Source organism: Pseudomonas sp. Q1 (genome assembly GCF_009935975.1).
GTDB lineage: Bacteria > Pseudomonadota > Gammaproteobacteria > Pseudomonadales > Pseudomonadaceae > Aquipseudomonas > Aquipseudomonas palleroniana.
Map to the genome: position 1 here is coordinate 257472 of NZ_QODI01000001.1, position 13775 is coordinate 271246.

At 61.5% G+C, this 13775-nt stretch carries 16 protein-coding genes; 10 read left to right on the top strand and 6 right to left on the bottom strand.

What is annotated here, in order from left to right; genetic code table 11:
* Positions 1 to 255 precede the first annotated feature (255 nt).
* From hisB to DK870_RS01100, 6 genes are all read left to right on the top strand, one after another.
* On the top strand, positions 256 to 849 hold the full coding sequence (hisB, locus tag DK870_RS01075) for an imidazoleglycerol-phosphate dehydratase HisB (RefSeq protein ID WP_017849940.1): 594 nt from the start codon (positions 256 to 258) through the stop codon (positions 847 to 849).
* On the top strand, positions 849 to 1487 hold the full coding sequence (gene hisH, locus DK870_RS01080) for an imidazole glycerol phosphate synthase subunit HisH (protein WP_161547689.1): 639 nt from the start codon (positions 849 to 851) through the stop codon (positions 1485 to 1487). The genes hisB and hisH overlap by 1 nt, the downstream gene beginning before the upstream one ends.
* Entirely contained in the window at positions 1488 to 1745 is a 258-nt protein-coding gene (locus DK870_RS01085) for a DUF2164 domain-containing protein (RefSeq protein ID WP_060754613.1), read from the top strand.
* Positions 1746 to 1784: 39 nt separating this feature from the next.
* Positions 1785 to 2522, top strand: coding sequence for a 1-(5-phosphoribosyl)-5-[(5-phosphoribosylamino)methylideneamino]imidazole-4-carboxamide isomerase (gene hisA / locus DK870_RS01090; RefSeq protein WP_008435688.1), 738 nt, complete (start codon positions 1785 to 1787; stop codon positions 2520 to 2522).
* Between the two features lie 9 nt (positions 2523 to 2531).
* The gene (hisF, locus tag DK870_RS01095) at positions 2532 to 3302 is read left to right on the top strand and encodes an imidazole glycerol phosphate synthase subunit HisF (protein ID WP_003171107.1); all 771 of its coding nucleotides are present in this window, start codon (positions 2532 to 2534) and stop codon (positions 3300 to 3302) included.
* A 66-nt stretch (positions 3303 to 3368) separates the two neighbouring features.
* On the top strand, positions 3369 to 4124 hold the full coding sequence (locus tag DK870_RS01100) for an ABC transporter substrate-binding protein (protein ID WP_161547690.1): 756 nt from the start codon (positions 3369 to 3371) through the stop codon (positions 4122 to 4124).
* Here the strand turns inward: DK870_RS01100 and DK870_RS01105 are convergent.
* The 5 genes from DK870_RS01105 to gpmI all read right to left on the bottom strand — a co-directional run bounded on the left by DK870_RS01105 (position 4077) and on the right by gpmI (position 11148).
* Positions 4077 to 5408, bottom strand: coding sequence for a Vps62-related protein (locus DK870_RS01105; protein WP_161547691.1), 1332 nt, complete (start codon positions 5406 to 5408; stop codon positions 4077 to 4079). The two genes, DK870_RS01100 and DK870_RS01105, sit on opposite strands and share 48 nt — an antisense overlap.
* Positions 5409 to 5472: 64 nt before the next feature.
* A complete protein-coding gene (locus tag DK870_RS01110; RefSeq protein WP_060754609.1) occupies positions 5473 to 6258 on the bottom strand; it encodes a divergent polysaccharide deacetylase family protein in 786 nt (261 codons plus the stop codon).
* Position 6259: 1 nt separating this feature from the next.
* Positions 6260 to 7579, bottom strand: a complete 1320-nt coding sequence (locus DK870_RS01115; RefSeq protein WP_060754608.1) for a S41 family peptidase — start codon at positions 7577 to 7579, stop codon at positions 6260 to 6262.
* Positions 7580 to 7610: 31 nt separating this feature from the next.
* Complete coding sequence (locus DK870_RS01120; RefSeq protein WP_090367365.1) at positions 7611 to 8906, bottom strand: murein hydrolase activator EnvC; 1296 nt, start codon at positions 8904 to 8906, stop codon at positions 7611 to 7613.
* A 715-nt stretch (positions 8907 to 9621) separates the two neighbouring features.
* On the bottom strand, positions 9622 to 11148 hold the full coding sequence (gpmI, locus tag DK870_RS01125) for a 2,3-bisphosphoglycerate-independent phosphoglycerate mutase (protein WP_060754606.1): 1527 nt from the start codon (positions 11146 to 11148) through the stop codon (positions 9622 to 9624).
* A 150-nt stretch (positions 11149 to 11298) separates the two neighbouring features.
* Here gpmI and DK870_RS01130 point away from each other — a divergent pair, with 150 nt between their 5' ends.
* From DK870_RS01130 to secB, 3 genes are read left to right on the top strand one after another with little or no spacing between them, the layout of a single operon-like run.
* The gene (locus DK870_RS01130) at positions 11299 to 11712 is read left to right on the top strand and encodes a rhodanese-like domain-containing protein (RefSeq protein WP_060754605.1); all 414 of its coding nucleotides are present in this window, start codon (positions 11299 to 11301) and stop codon (positions 11710 to 11712) included.
* Between the two features lies 1 nt (position 11713).
* A complete protein-coding gene (gene grxC / locus DK870_RS01135) occupies positions 11714 to 11968 on the top strand; it encodes a glutaredoxin 3 (RefSeq protein ID WP_060754604.1) in 255 nt (84 codons plus the stop codon).
* A 41-nt stretch (positions 11969 to 12009) separates the two neighbouring features.
* On the top strand, positions 12010 to 12489 hold the full coding sequence (secB, locus tag DK870_RS01140) for a protein-export chaperone SecB (protein ID WP_090367361.1): 480 nt from the start codon (positions 12010 to 12012) through the stop codon (positions 12487 to 12489).
* Positions 12490 to 12615: 126 nt separating this feature from the next.
* Here the strand turns inward: secB and DK870_RS01145 are convergent, their stop codons facing one another.
* A complete protein-coding gene (locus tag DK870_RS01145) occupies positions 12616 to 13071 on the bottom strand; it encodes a tRNA (cytidine(34)-2'-O)-methyltransferase (RefSeq protein WP_161547692.1) in 456 nt (151 codons plus the stop codon).
* Between DK870_RS01145 and DK870_RS01150 the strand changes: the two genes are divergently transcribed.
* Positions 13070 to 13510, top strand: a complete 441-nt coding sequence (locus tag DK870_RS01150) for a hypothetical protein (RefSeq protein WP_090367358.1) — start codon at positions 13070 to 13072, stop codon at positions 13508 to 13510. The genes DK870_RS01145 and DK870_RS01150 overlap by 2 nt on opposite strands.
* Positions 13511 to 13775 lie beyond the last annotated feature (265 nt).

Below are 13775 nucleotides of genomic sequence, written 5' to 3' on the forward strand. Positions count from 1 at the left end.
CGGGCTTGCCCCGCGCTGGGTGGCGTAGCCGCCCCAACAAGGACGTCGCGGTGTTTCAGGAAAACCGCGGTGCCTGGGTTTGGGGCGGCTGCGCCACCCGGCGCGGGGCGAGCCCGCTCACTACAGGCTTTCACATGTATGCACATGTCTATCCTCGCTTCAACTCGTCAGTCTTGTCCCCTTCGATGTTTCTGTTTAGCGCCCGCACCCCTATAATGGCTGCCTTTTTCGCCCAATGATTTTGCGGAGTTGGTGATGGCCGAACGTAAGGCGTCCGTCGAGCGCGATACTCTGGAAACCCAGATCAAAGCCTCGATCAACCTGGATGGCACCGGAAAGGCCCGATTTGATATCGGCGTCCCTTTTCTTGAGCACATGCTGGACCAGATCGCCCGTCATGGGTTGATCGACCTGGATATCGTCAGCAAGGGCGACCTGCATATCGACGACCACCACACAGTGGAAGACGTGGGCATCACGCTGGGCCAGGCTTTTGCCAAAGCCATCGGCGACAAAAAAGGCATCCGTCGCTACGGTCACGCCTATGTGCCGCTGGATGAAGCGCTGTCGCGCGTGGTCATCGACTTCTCCGGTCGCCCAGGCCTGCAGATGCACGTGCCCTACACCCGCGCCACCGTGGGCGGCTTCGATGTCGACCTGTTCCAGGAATTCTTCCAGGGCTTCGTCAACCACGCATTGGTCAGCCTGCACATCGACAACCTGCGCGGCACCAACACCCACCACCAGATCGAAACCGTGTTCAAGGCTTTCGGCCGCGCCCTGCGCATGGCCGTGGAGCTGGATGAGCGCATGGCCGGGCAAATGCCCTCGACCAAGGGCGTCCTGTAATGCAGACGGTCGCGGTTATCGATTACGGCATGGGTAACCTGCACTCGGTGGCCAAGGCCCTCGAACATGTAGGCGCCGGCAAGGTACTGATCACCAGCGATGCCAAGGTGATTCGCGAAGCTGACCGGGTGGTGTTCCCTGGTGTGGGCGCGATCCGCGATTGCATGGCTGAGATCCGCCGCCTGGGCTTTGACAGCCTGGTGCGTGAAGTCAGCCAGGATCGCCCGTTCCTCGGCATCTGCGTGGGCATGCAAGCCTTGCTCGATCGCAGTGAAGAGAACGATGGCGTTGACTGCATCGGCTTGTTCCCCGGCCAGGTAAAGTTCTTCGGCAAGGACCTGCACGAAGACGGCGCCCACCTGAAAGTCCCGCACATGGGCTGGAATGAAGTCAGCCAGACAGTGGAACACCCGCTGTGGCACGACATTCCGGACCTGGCGCGCTTCTACTTTGTGCACAGCTACTACATTGCCGCCGGTGACCCGCGCCAGGTGGTGGGTGGCGGGCATTACGGCGTCGACTTCGCCGCAGCGCTGGCCGAAGGTTCGCGCTTTGCCGTGCAGTTCCACCCGGAGAAGAGCCACACCCATGGCCTGCAATTGCTGCAGAACTTCGCCGCGTGGGATGGTCGCTGGTAAATGGCCAAGAAGCCCAGGCCGCCGATCCTGAACCTCACGCCCGAACAGGAGCGTGAGGCTACCCACAAGATCAAGGTCTTCATGGAGGACCGCTTCGAGCTCACGCTGGGCTCGTTCGAGGTGGCCGAGATTCTTGAGCTGTTCACCACCGAAGTAGCGCCGCACTATTACAACCGGGCGATTTTCGACACGCAGACGCTCCTTAAAGAAAGGTTCGAAAGCATCGAAAGCGACCTGTGGTCGCTTGAGAAGCCCTGACTTCCCAAGCATTGCTGAATATCGAATAAGGTTTGCCAGATGCTGATTATCCCCGCTATCGATCTCAAGGACGGCGCCTGCGTACGTCTGCGCCAAGGCCGCATGGAAGACTCCACCGTGTTCTCCGATGACCCGGTGAGCATGGCCGCCAAATGGGTGGAAGGGGGGTGCCGTCGCCTGCATCTGGTGGACCTGAACGGCGCCTTCGAAGGCCAGCCGGTCAACGGCGAGGTGGTGACCGCCATTGCCAAGCGCTACCCGAACCTGCCGATCCAGATCGGCGGCGGCATCCGCTCCCTGGAAACCATCGAGCACTACGTCAAGGCTGGCGTGAGCTACGTGATCATCGGCACCAAGGCCGTGAAAGACCCGGCGTTCGTGGCTGAAGCCTGCCGTGCATTTCCAGGCAAAGTGATCGTGGGCCTGGACGCCAAGGACGGTTTCGTCGCCACCGACGGTTGGGCTGAGATCAGCACCGTGCAGGTGATCGACCTGGCCAAGCAGTTCGAAGCCGACGGCGTGTCTGCCATCGTTTATACCGATATCGCCAAAGACGGCATGATGCAGGGCTGCAACGTACCGTTTACCGCGGCGCTGGCGGCGGCAACCCGAATTCCGGTGATCGCGTCCGGCGGCATTCACAACCTGGGTGACATCAAGTCGCTGCTGGACGCCAAGGCGCCTGGCATCATCGGCGCCATCACCGGCCGTGCGATCTACGAAGGTACCCTGGACGTCGCCGAAGCCCAGGCTTACTGCGATGCCTACAACGGCTGAGGACTGACCATGGCGCTGGCCAAACGCATCATCCCTTGCCTGGACGTCGACAATGGTCGCGTGGTCAAGGGCGTCAAGTTCGAGAACATCCGTGACGCCGGCGACCCGGTGGAAATCGCCCGTCGCTACGATGAGCAAGGTGCCGACGAGATTACCTTTCTCGACATCACCGCCAGCGTCGACGGCCGCGACACCACGTTGCATACCGTGGAGCGCATGGCCAGCCAGGTATTTATCCCGCTGACCGTGGGCGGTGGCGTGCGCACCGTGCAAGACATCCGCAACCTGCTCAACGCGGGGGCGGACAAGGTCTCGATCAATACCGCTGCCGTGTTCAACCCGGAGTTCGTCGGTGAAGCGGCGCAACACTTCGGTTCGCAGTGCATCGTCGTCGCCATCGACGCCAAGAAGGTTTCCGGCCCGGGCGAGACCCCGCGTTGGGAGATCTTCACCCACGGTGGTCGCAAGCCCACCGGCCTGGACGCAGTAGAGTGGGCGATGAAGATGGAGGGCCTGGGGGCTGGTGAAATCCTGCTGACCAGCATGGACCAGGACGGCATGAAAAACGGCTTCGACCTGGGCGTTACCCGTGCCATCAGTGATGCGTTGGGCATTCCGGTGATCGCCTCTGGTGGTGTCGGCAACCTGCAGCACCTGGCCGACGGCGTGATCGAAGGCCACGCCAGCGCCGTGCTGGCGGCGAGTATTTTCCACTTCGGCGAATACACCGTTCCCGAAGCCAAGGCGTACATGGCGGCGCGCGGTATCGTCGTTCGCTAAACGCTGCTGGACACCCTGGCAGGCGCGGGGCACTCTCTGCGCTTGCCATGGATTCCGGTAACCTTCATGTTCAGACACCTGCTGCTCGCCCTCGCCAGTTCTTGCGCCGTGCTGGCCGGCTCGGCGAATGCCGAAGCGCCGTCCGACGCCTCCCTGGTGTTGCTGACGGAAAACTTCCCGCCCTACAACATGGCGAAAAACGGCAAGAACTTCGCCAAGGACGAGAACATCGAAGGCATCGCCGTGGACATCGTGCGTGAAACCTTCAAGCGTGCCGGCATTTCCTACAACCTAACCCTGCGTTTCCCCTGGGAACGAATCTACAAACTCGCCCTGGAGAAACCCGGCTACGGCGTGTTCGTGATGGCGCGCCTGCCGGACCGTGAAGGCTTGTTCAAATGGGTTGGCCCCATCGGCCCGGACGACTGGGTGATGCTGGCCAAGGCTGACAGCACTATCCAGCTGCCGGACCTGGAGCACGCCCGGCATTACAAGGTTGGCGCCTACAAGGGCGACGCGATTGCCGAGACCCTGGAAAAACAGGGCCTCAAGCCGTTAGTCGTACTGCGTGACCAGGACAATGCGCAAAAGCTGCTGGATGGCCAGATCGACCTGTGGGCCACCGGTGATCCCGCCGGGCGTTACCTGGCGCGCCAGGTCGGCGTGACCGGGCTCAAGACGGTACTGCGCTTTAACAGTGCCCAGCTGTACCTGGCGCTGAACAAGGATGTGCCCGACGACGTGGTAGCCAAGCTCCAGGCCGCGCTCGATCAGTTACGGGGCGATGGTTTCATTGACGAGATCATGGCCCGCTATCTCTAGCGCCGGTTCTGTCTGTGCAGCGGCGTGCTCCAGTGCCACCTCGGTTGTGGGTAGGGGCTCGGGCAACTCAGTCTTGCTGACGTCGGGTACCGGCTGATCCTTGGGATACTCACTCATGTAAATGTGATCGCCGTTGATGTAAGTGACGGTCGCCGCCACCTGGCTGCCGTCTTGGCGCAGCAAGCGGTATTCGCTTTGGATCAGGTAAGCCGCCACGGCTTTTTGGGCCGGAATGTAGGTGATGATTTCCAGGGGCGAGGCATAGTTCCAACCTTTGGCGGACCGCTGGGTATGAGTGAAGGCCGGCTCCAGGTTCGCCGAGAAGCTCAACTGGAACGGGCGCAGGCTCGCCGACCATTTGCGCCACATCGAAACGCGAAAGATGGCTGACAGAGCGAGCGAGTAATCGCCGATCTCGCCTTTGGTCGCTGTCCACATGAACGGTTGGCTGGTGACGCTGGTGTTGTGCCCGAAACCGGCAAACTGATGGCGGTCTGTGCGCTCCAGTCGGTAGGTCGGCGACGATAGCAACTGCTCGTTTGTGCTCAGTTCCGGGTCCTTCACGCAGAACCAGGGCAGTTCACAGACCTGCGGCGGAGCAGGAGTTTCTTCTGTTGCAGGCGGTTCATAACCCGTCAGTGCCGGTGGGGATAATGGTTCGCCCGGTTGCGCGGTCAGGTCCAGGCGCAATGCGTAGGTCGGCAGATCAGGCTTGGCGTAGCGTGCATTGCCGATAAAGGTGCCAGGTGCCAGGTAGATCTCTCCAGGCTCTGCGTCCGGAGGCGTGATCGACCAGGCGCTGAAGTCCTTGGAGGCGCCACTGCCGTAATCATTCCAGATCAAGTCACCGGGTTTTGCATTGACGACCAAGTCGGCGCGGACACAGCGTACGGCGTTGCGCGAAGGCTTTTCATAGCCCACTCCGCACACCAGGCCCATGGCGACATAGCCTTCGGGCGCCAGCGGCCGCCATATGGAAAAGTCAGTGCGTGCGCCTGAATCCGTGTCTTTCCAGACCAGTTGGTAGTCTTCCGGCGAACGCAGGGCGGTGCCGTCGACTTTATTCGCGTCACTGACCACGGCGACGATCTTGCGCTGGTTGATATTGCGATAGCTGTCGGTGGCGATATCGCCCACGGGGAAAAACTGGCCCAGGGCGTCGGCGGAGGTGCTGGTGCGCCACAGGCTGACCGCTTTGTGAGCGCCGGACCCCAGGTCATTCCAGAGCGGCAGGAATTCGCTGGTGAAGCTGATGAGCAGGTCTTTGAACTGTAGATGGGGCATTCGAAAGCTCTCCGATGAATGGGAGGAGCGACTATCGAAGAATGCCGCAAGGGCGGGGCAGTACTTATCTACGCGCGGGTGAATAGGTGCCGTTTTTTCCGTGGCCGGCCATCGCTTGATTGCTGCGCACGCTGATCATCAACTTGATATCGATCCACTCCACACCCTGCGCCTTGAGCTTGGGCAACTCCCGCTCCAGCACCGCCAGGGTTTGCGGGTAGGGATGGCCGATCATCACCGCCGAGCCCTGCTTGTGGGCCAGCTTGATCGCGGTTTGCAGTTGCGTGGTGATTGCGCCTTCGGTGCGTTCGTCATCGAGAAACACGTCCCGCGAGACGCTGGCCAGGCCGATCTTTTGCGCTTCGGCAGCGGCGACGGTTTGCGCGCTGGTGCGGCTGTCGACAAAGAACTTGTTGCGCCGTTGCAACTCAGCCATCAACCAGGCCATCGCGGCCGGTTGCGCGGTCATGCGGCTGCCCATGTGGTTGTTGATGCCGGCGGTGTAGGGCACCGCCTGGAAGGCGGCATCCAGGCGTTTGCCCAGTTCTTCGATCGGCAGGTCGGGGTGCCAGGCGAACGGGCCGGTGGCCGGGTCCATGGGCATGTGCAGGATCACGATCTTGCCGGCCTTGTGGGCCTCGCGGGCGAATTCGGCGGCGTGGGGCGTGTCGGGCATGATCGCCGTGGTCACCGGCCCAGGCAGGGCCAGCACGCGGCGATCCCTCGGCAGGTTTTGCCCAAGGTCGTCGATGATCAGGGTCAGGTAGGCTTTGTGTGGCTCGCCAGCCGGGGTCGCGTGGGCGACCCCGGCCAGGCTGCACAGTACAGCGATGATCAGGGCAAAACGCATATCAACGGCTGCGGGTGATGCTCAAGCCCTTGAGCAGGCTCAGCGCCTGGGCGAGTTGATAGTCGTCGTCCTGCGGCATCGGCTTGGCTTTCGCGCCACTGCCGGTAGGCTGGTCGGCACCGCCGTTGCCATTGCCCAGGTGACCCTGCAGGTCGGCTTCCTTGTAGAACTCGCCATCGGTCTCGTTGGTGATCTTGGCGCGGCGCACCTCGATGTCCGGGACGATGCCCTGGGCCTGGATCGACCGGCCATTGGGCGTGTAATACAGCGCCGTGGTGATCTTCAGGGCTCGTTCGTTGTTCAGCGGCAACACGGTTTGCACCGAGCCTTTGCCGAAGCTGGTAGTGCCCATCAGCACGCCACGCTTCTGGTCCTGCAGGGCGCCGGCGACGATTTCCGAGGCCGAGGCGCTGCCGCCGTTGATCAATACCGCCAGCGGCACGCCTTCGCTCAGGTCATTGCCGGTGGCCGAGAAGCGCAACTCGGAGTTGGCGATCCGGCCTTTGGTGTAGACGATCAGGCCTTTGGTGATGAAGTGGTCGACCACCTCCACCGCCGCCTGCAGCACGCCGCCCGGGTTGTTGCGCAGGTCGAGCACGATGCCGTTGAGCTTCTTGCCGTTGTCTTTGCGCAGCTTGGCCAGGGCCTTGGCCACTTCGTCGCCGGTCTTTACCTGGAACTGGGTGATACGGATGTAACCGTAGCCCGACTCCAGCAACTGGCTCTTCACGCTCTTGACCGTGATGGTCGCGCGGGCCAGGGTCACGTCAAACGGAGCACCGCCGTCGCGTACCAGGGTCAGGGTGATTTTCTGGCCGAGCTTGCCGCGCATCTTGTCGACGGCTTCGGTCATGGTCTGGCCGCGAGTGGGCTGGCCGTTGATCTTCACGATCAGGTCGCCGGCCTGGATACCGGCTTTGGACGCCGGGGTGTCGTCGATCGGCGACACCACTTTGATCTGGCCATCTTCGGAGCCCACTTCGATGCCCAGGCCACCGAATTCGCCGCTGGTGCTTTCCTGCAGCTCAGCGAAATCTTCCGGGCCGAGGTAGGCGGAGTGCGGGTCGAGGTTGCTGAGCATGCCCTTGATGGCATTTTCCAGCAGGGTCTTGTCGTCTACGGGTTCGACATAGGCCGCCTTGATCCGGTCCATCACCTCGGCAAAGGTACGCAGCTCTTCCAGCGGCAACGGCGCCTTGGTGGTCACTGCGGAGGTCGCGGCGGGTGCAGCCGGTGCGGCCTGGTCGGCAAAAGCCAGAGGCGCGCCGATCACCAGGGCGATCGTCAGGGCCAGCGAAGTGAGGCGGGACAAATGCAGCATGTCGAACGAACTCCTAATGTAGGCGCGACCCTTATCCTTGGGTTCTGCACCATTGTGCGGGATCGCTCGGGCGACCCTGCTGACGAATAGCGAAATACAGCGCCGGAGTGTCCTGGCCACCACTGTTACCGACAGTGGAGATGGATTCACCGGCTTTTACAACATCACCTGCCGACTTGAGTAAAGTCTGATTGTGGCCGTAAAGGCTCAAATAGCCATTACCGTGGTCAAGAATCACCAGCAAGCCGGCACCGCGCAGCCAGTCGGCGAACACCACACGCCCGCCGTGGACGGCGTGGACCTGGCTGCCGGCAGCGGCGCTGATCATCACACCATCCCACTTGGCGCGGGTGTCATCGCCACGGGTTTCCCCAAAACGAGCCAACAATCGACCATCAACAGGCCATGGAAGTTTTCCGCGAGCTGAAGCAAAAGGGCCGCCGAACGATTCTCCCGCACTGGAAACCAGCGGGCCAGGTGCGGAATGCGCAGGTTTGCGGGGCGCCGGGGCATCCGTCGTGGCAGCCAGTTCGGCCTCACGCTGGCGCTTTTTTTCCGCTTCCTGCTGAGCGATCAGCGCTTTTTGCCGCGCTTCTTCTGCCTCGCGAGCCTGGCGGGCCAGGGTTTCCTCGATGGTCTTGAGCACTTTGGCCAGGTCGGCCTGGTCTTGCTCACGGGCCTGGAGCTTGGCGTCGCGCGCTTTGACATCGTCGTTGAGCTTGGCCAGCGCCAGCTGGCGTTCCTTGCGGACCTTGTCCAACTGGTCGCGCTGGGTGTCGAGGGCGCTTTTCTGGTCGAGCAACTGCGACTGTTGGTCGGCGATTTCCTGTTCCACGTTGGCCAATTGGCGCAAGGTTTCGTTGAAACCCTTCAATTGCTCCAGGCGGGCCTTGCTCAGGTAGTCGTAATAGGTGAGGGTGCGCGCGAATTTCTCAGGGTTCTGCTGGTTGAGCAGCAGCTTGAGATACTCCTGGCGGCCGCTCTGGTAGGCGGCGCGGGCCTGGATCGCGATCAGGCGTTGTTGCTCAACGCGGGCGCCCTGGAGTTTTTTTTTCTCAGCGTCGAGTCGCTCCAGTTCCGACTCGCTCTTCTTTAGTTCTTTTTGCAGCTCCTGGACCTGCTTCTCCAGCTTGCCCATCTCGGTTTCCGTGCTGCGCAGGTCTTTCTGCACGCCGGATTTTTCTTCCTGGAGCTTGCCGAGCAGTTTTTTCAGCTCGGTAATGTCCTGACGCGTTGCGTCCAACTGTTGTTGGGTTTGTGCACGCTCATCGGCAAAAGCCGGTTGGAGCAGGCAGACGAGAGCGAGGGTAATCAAGGCGCGAAGCATAGAGGCGGGCGACACCAGGCAAAGGGACGGCCTAGTATGCCCGCCAAGCGCTGCAAAAAAAACGCCCAATTGGGGCGGGATGCCAAGATAGGTGCCGAGTGGCAGCGGTATGTCATAAAGACATCTACCAAACACCGCAGATCACATGTGGGAGGGGGGCGATCGTTCCCACGCTCCGCGTGGGAATGCATCCCGTGACGCTCCGCGTCACCCATACGCAGAATAGTGGGACGCGGAGCGTCCCCGGCGGTATTCCCACGCAGAGCGTGGGAACGATCGTGGTGAGTCAGACCCGGATTGAGGTGGCTGTCATCTCCACTGGTTTCTCCAGGCCGATCAGTTTCAACAGGCTGATACGGCAGCCACACGTACTTCGATCGTTCCTATGCTCCGCGTGGGAATGCATCCCCTGACGCTCCGCGTCACCCATACGCAGAATAGATGGACGCGGAGCGTCCCTGGCGGCATTCCCACGCAGAGCGTGGGAACGATCGTGGTGAGTCAGACCCGGATTGAGGTGGCTGTCATTTCCACTGGTTTCTCCAGGCCGGTCAGTTTCAACAGGCGAATACGCAGCCACACGTACTTCGATCGTTCCCACGCTCCGCGTGGGAATGCATCCCGTGACGCTCCGCGTCACCCATACGCAGAATAGTGGGACGCGGAGCGTCCCCGGCGGCATTCCCACGCAGAGTGTGGGAACGATCAGGGTGAGTCAGACCAGAATCGAAGTGCCGGTCATCTCTTTCGGCTTCTCCAGGCCCATCAGCTTGAGCATGGTGGGCGCCACATCCGCCAATACGCCGCCTTCACGCACTTTCAGGTCGCGCTTGCCAACATAGATGAACGGTACCGGCTCGGTGGTGTGCGCAGTGTGGGCCTGGCCGGTCGATTCGTCGGACATCTGCTCGCAGTTGCCGTGGTCGGCGGTGATCAGTGCTTCGCCGCCGACTTTTTCCAGGGCGTCGACGATGCGGCCGACACAGGTGTCCAGGCATTCCACGGCCTTGATCGCCGCTTCCAGGTTGCCGCTGTGGCCAACCATGTCGCCATTGGCGTAGTTGACCACAATCACGTCGTAACGCTGGTGGTCGATGGCATCGACGATCTTGTCGGTCACTTCCGGTGCGCTCATTTCCGGCTGCAGGTCGTAGGTGGCGACTTTCGGCGACGGGATCAGGATGCGTTCTTCGCCCGGGAACGGCTCTTCGCGGCCACCGGAGAAGAAGAACGTCACGTGGGCGTATTTCTCGGTTTCGGCGATGCGCAGCTGGGTCTTGCCGTTTTTCGCCAGATAGTCGCCCAGCACGTTGTCCAGGCTGCCCGGGGCAAATGCCGAAGGGGCCGGGATGTTGGCGGCGTATTGGGTCAGCATCACGAACTCGACCTTCGGCTGGCGCGAGCGCTCGAAATCCTTGAAGCCGTCGTCGACGAACACGTGGCTCAGCTCGCGGGCGCGGTCGGCGCGGAAGTTCATGAACACCACGGCGTCGCCGTCTTCCACTTTCACCGGCTCACCGATGGTGGTGGCTTTGACGAACTCATCGCTCTCGCCGCGCTCGTAGGCAGCTTGCAGGCCGTCCTGTGCGGTGGCGGCGTTGAAGTCGGCCTGGCCGTTGACGATCAGGTTGTAAGCCTGGGACACGCGGTCCCAACGGTTGTCGCGGTCCATGGCGAAGTAACGACCCACCAGGCTGGCGATGCGGCCCTTGCCGAGGGCGGCGAAGGTGGCGTCCAGCAGTTCGATGGACGATTGCGCGCTTTTCGGCGGAGTGTCGCGGCCGTCGAGGAAGGCGTGCAGGTAGATCTTGTCGGCGCCGCGCTTGAAGGCCAGTTCGGCCATGGCGACCAGGTGATCCTGGTGGCTGTGAACGCCGCCGTCGGAGAGCAGGCCCATGAAGTGCACGGCCTTGCCGGCTGCGACTGCTTTATCCACCGCCGCACAGATGGTCGGGTTCTCGAAGAACTCGCCGTCGCGGATCGCTTTGGTCACACGGGTGAAGTCTTGGTATACCACTCGTCCGGCGCCGAGGTTCATGTGGCCGACTTCCGAGTTGCCCATCTGGCCGTCCGGCAAGCCCACGTCCATGCCGGAACCGGAGATCAGGCCATTGGGTACGGTAGCGGTCAGGCGGTCCAGCACGGGCTTGTTGGCCGAATACACGGCGTTGTCGTGGTGGCTTTCACTGTGTCCGAAGCCATCGAGAATTATCAGGACCAAAGGTTTAGGCGTGGTAGTCATAGATCCTCTCGCGGCGCTAATAAGGAAGAGAATTGAAAAGTGAGTGGCAGTTTAAAGCGAAGTTCCCACCACGTCACCGCTTTACGGGGGTTGGCCCCCCCGGACGGCTGTGTATACTTACCGCCATTTTAACGCCCTGGAACCTCCTTGATGGTTGATCACCTGATTGCATTTGCCACTGCCCACTACCTGCTCGCGGGTGCCTTTGTCATCCTGCTGGCGCTGCTGATCGCTCATGAAATGAGCCGCGGTGGCCGCAGCCTGAGCACGTCGGAGCTGACCGCGCTGGTCAACAAGGATGAAGCCGTTGTCGTGGATATTCGCCCGGCCAAGGAATTTGCCGGCGGCCACATTGTTGGCGCCCTGAACATTCCGCAGGACAAGCTGATCGCACGCCTGGCCGAGCTGGAAAAATACAAAGCCAAGACCATCATCCTGGTCGACGCCCAAGGCCAGCACGCCGGCACCCACGCTCGCGAAATGCTCAAGACCGGTTTCACCGCCGCCAAACTGTCCGGCGGTATCGGCAGCTGGAAGGCCGATAACCTGCCGCTGGTGAAGTGATATGAGCCAGGTTGTCGTGTATTCCAGCGATTGGTGCCCTTACTGCATGCGGGCCAAGGCCTTGCTGGAGAAAAAGGGCATTGCCTTCGAAGAGATCAAGGTCGACGGCAAACCCCAGGTGCGTGCCGAAATGGCCCAGAAAGCGGGGCGCACGTCCGTGCCGCAGATCTGGATCGGCACCCGGCACGTCGGTGGCTGCGATGACCTGTTCGCCCTGGAGCGCGCCGGTAAACTCGATGCGCTGCTGCTCGTCTGACTCCTAAACCCTAAAGACCCCAAGATTAAGAAGGATCTGTGATGACTGACCAACAGAATACCGAAGCAGCAGAAGCCCAAGGCCCACAATTTTCGCTGCAGCGCATCTACGTTCGCGACCTGTCGTTCGAAGCGCCGAAAAGCCCGGCCATCTTCCGCCAGGAGTGGACCCCAAGCGTTGCCCTGGACCTGAACACCCGCCAGAAATCCCTGGAAGGCGACTTCCACGAAGTGGTACTGACCCTGTCGGTAACCGTCAAGAATGGCGAGGAAGTGGCCTTCATCGCTGAAGTGCAACAGGCCGGTATTTTCCTGATCCAGGGCCTGGACGAAGCGTCCATGAGCCACACCCTGGGCGCGTTCTGCCCGAACATCCTGTTCCCGTATGCCCGCGAGACCCTGGACAGCCTGGTCACCCGCGGCTCGTTCCCGGCGCTGATGCTGGCTCCGGTGAACTTCGATGCCCTGTACGCTCAAGAGCTGCAGCGCATGCAACAGGAAGGCTCGTCGACGGTTCAGTAATCTCGAACCCGACGCAGAACCCAATGTGGGAGGGGGCTTGCCCCCGATGGCGGTGGATCAGTCACATAGATGTCGACTGACACTCCGCCATCGGGAGCAAGCCCCCTCCCACATTTGTTATGGGTGTTACTTGAAGCCCAGCTGGCGCCAGCCTTCGTAGACGGCAACGGCTACGGTGTTGGACAGGTTCAGGCTGCGGCAGCCCTCACGCATCGGCAGGCGCAGGCGGTGGCCGTCGGGCAGGGCGTCGAGCACCTCGGCCGGCAGACCACGGCTTTCCGGGCCGAAGAGGAAGGCGTCGCCTTCGGCAAAGCTGGCATCATGAAACGGCCGCGAGCCTTTGGTGGTGAACGCGAACAGGCGCGGGTGGCCCAGGCTTTCCAGGCAGATGGCAAGGTCGGCGTGGCGCTTGAGGGTGGCGTACTCGTGGTAGTCCAACCCGGCGCGACGCAGGCGCTTGTCGTCCATGTCGAAGCCCAGCGGCTCGATCAAATGCAGGTGGCAGCCACTATTGGCGCACAGCCTGATAACGTTGCCGGTATTCGGCGGAATTTCTGGTTGAAAAAGGATGACGTGAAACATGCACGGCTCCGAAGGCAAAGATGCGTTGCATTCTACCCCTGAAGACGACCCAAGGCCGAAGCTATTGCCACGGGTCATGGGCTCTTTGGCGATTGTCGGCCTGATGATCGGCTTGATGATCGGCCGCCTGACCACACCCGACCCGGTCGAGTTGCAGCAGGTCGAGACCCGCGCGGATGGCATGGTGGTGTGGTTCAACAGCGAACCCAAGCTGCACGGCGAGCATATCGACGGCGCGGTGGCGTTGCTGTTCGACGCCCAGGGCAAGGCTGGCGGTGGGCAACTCAAGGTCAACGACAAGGATGTGAACTGGCGCGTGCGCAAGACCGATCGCGGCTTGCTGCTCAACCTGGTGGCCGCGCGACCGTTGCGTGGAGAGTGGAACGGGGGAAAAACCGACGGCCGCTGGCGGCTGGAGATCCATCTCCGGGAGGAATAAAAGAGGGAGTTCCCGGCCTGCCTGTACCAGGGCTCCCAAAACGGGTGTGGGGCACGATGCTGTTAGCATCAAGCGCCCCGGTGTAAAGAGGGGATTCTCGGCCTGCCTGTACCAAGGTCCCCGAAACTGGGTTGTACAAGGGGTAATGCAGGGCGCGTGCCAGAACTTGTAATTTGTACCGAAAAAAGTCTCCAGAAAGCGAAAAGCCCCGAAATACGGGGCTTTGGTGTTTTTGGTTTTCAGATTTTTCTCAGCTTGGCTGAGA

Coding starts and splice junctions, on each gene's coding strand:
- hisB (WP_017849940.1), top strand. CDS start 256: ATGGCCGAACGTAAGGCGTCCGTCGAGCGCGATACTCTGGAAACCCAG.
- hisH (WP_161547689.1), top strand. CDS start 849: ATGCAGACGGTCGCGGTTATCGATTACGGCATGGGTAACCTGCACTCG.
- DK870_RS01085 (WP_060754613.1), top strand. CDS start 1,488: ATGGCCAAGAAGCCCAGGCCGCCGATCCTGAACCTCACGCCCGAACAG.
- hisA (WP_008435688.1), top strand. CDS start 1,785: ATGCTGATTATCCCCGCTATCGATCTCAAGGACGGCGCCTGCGTACGT.
- hisF (WP_003171107.1), top strand. CDS start 2,532: ATGGCGCTGGCCAAACGCATCATCCCTTGCCTGGACGTCGACAATGGT.
- DK870_RS01100 (WP_161547690.1), top strand. CDS start 3,369: ATGTTCAGACACCTGCTGCTCGCCCTCGCCAGTTCTTGCGCCGTGCTG.
- DK870_RS01105 (WP_161547691.1), bottom strand. CDS start 5,408: ATGCCCCATCTACAGTTCAAAGACCTGCTCATCAGCTTCACCAGCGAA.
- DK870_RS01110 (WP_060754609.1), bottom strand. CDS start 6,258: ATGCGTTTTGCCCTGATCATCGCTGTACTGTGCAGCCTGGCCGGGGTC.
- DK870_RS01115 (WP_060754608.1), bottom strand. CDS start 7,579: ATGCTGCATTTGTCCCGCCTCACTTCGCTGGCCCTGACGATCGCCCTG.
- DK870_RS01120 (WP_090367365.1), bottom strand. CDS start 8,906: ATGCTTCGCGCCTTGATTACCCTCGCTCTCGTCTGCCTGCTCCAACCG.
- gpmI (WP_060754606.1), bottom strand. CDS start 11,148: ATGACTACCACGCCTAAACCTTTGGTCCTGATAATTCTCGATGGCTTC.
- DK870_RS01130 (WP_060754605.1), top strand. CDS start 11,299: ATGGTTGATCACCTGATTGCATTTGCCACTGCCCACTACCTGCTCGCG.
- grxC (WP_060754604.1), top strand. CDS start 11,714: ATGAGCCAGGTTGTCGTGTATTCCAGCGATTGGTGCCCTTACTGCATG.
- secB (WP_090367361.1), top strand. CDS start 12,010: ATGACTGACCAACAGAATACCGAAGCAGCAGAAGCCCAAGGCCCACAA.
- DK870_RS01150 (WP_090367358.1), top strand. CDS start 13,070: ATGCACGGCTCCGAAGGCAAAGATGCGTTGCATTCTACCCCTGAAGAC.
- DK870_RS01145 (WP_161547692.1), bottom strand. CDS start 13,071: ATGTTTCACGTCATCCTTTTTCAACCAGAAATTCCGCCGAATACCGGC.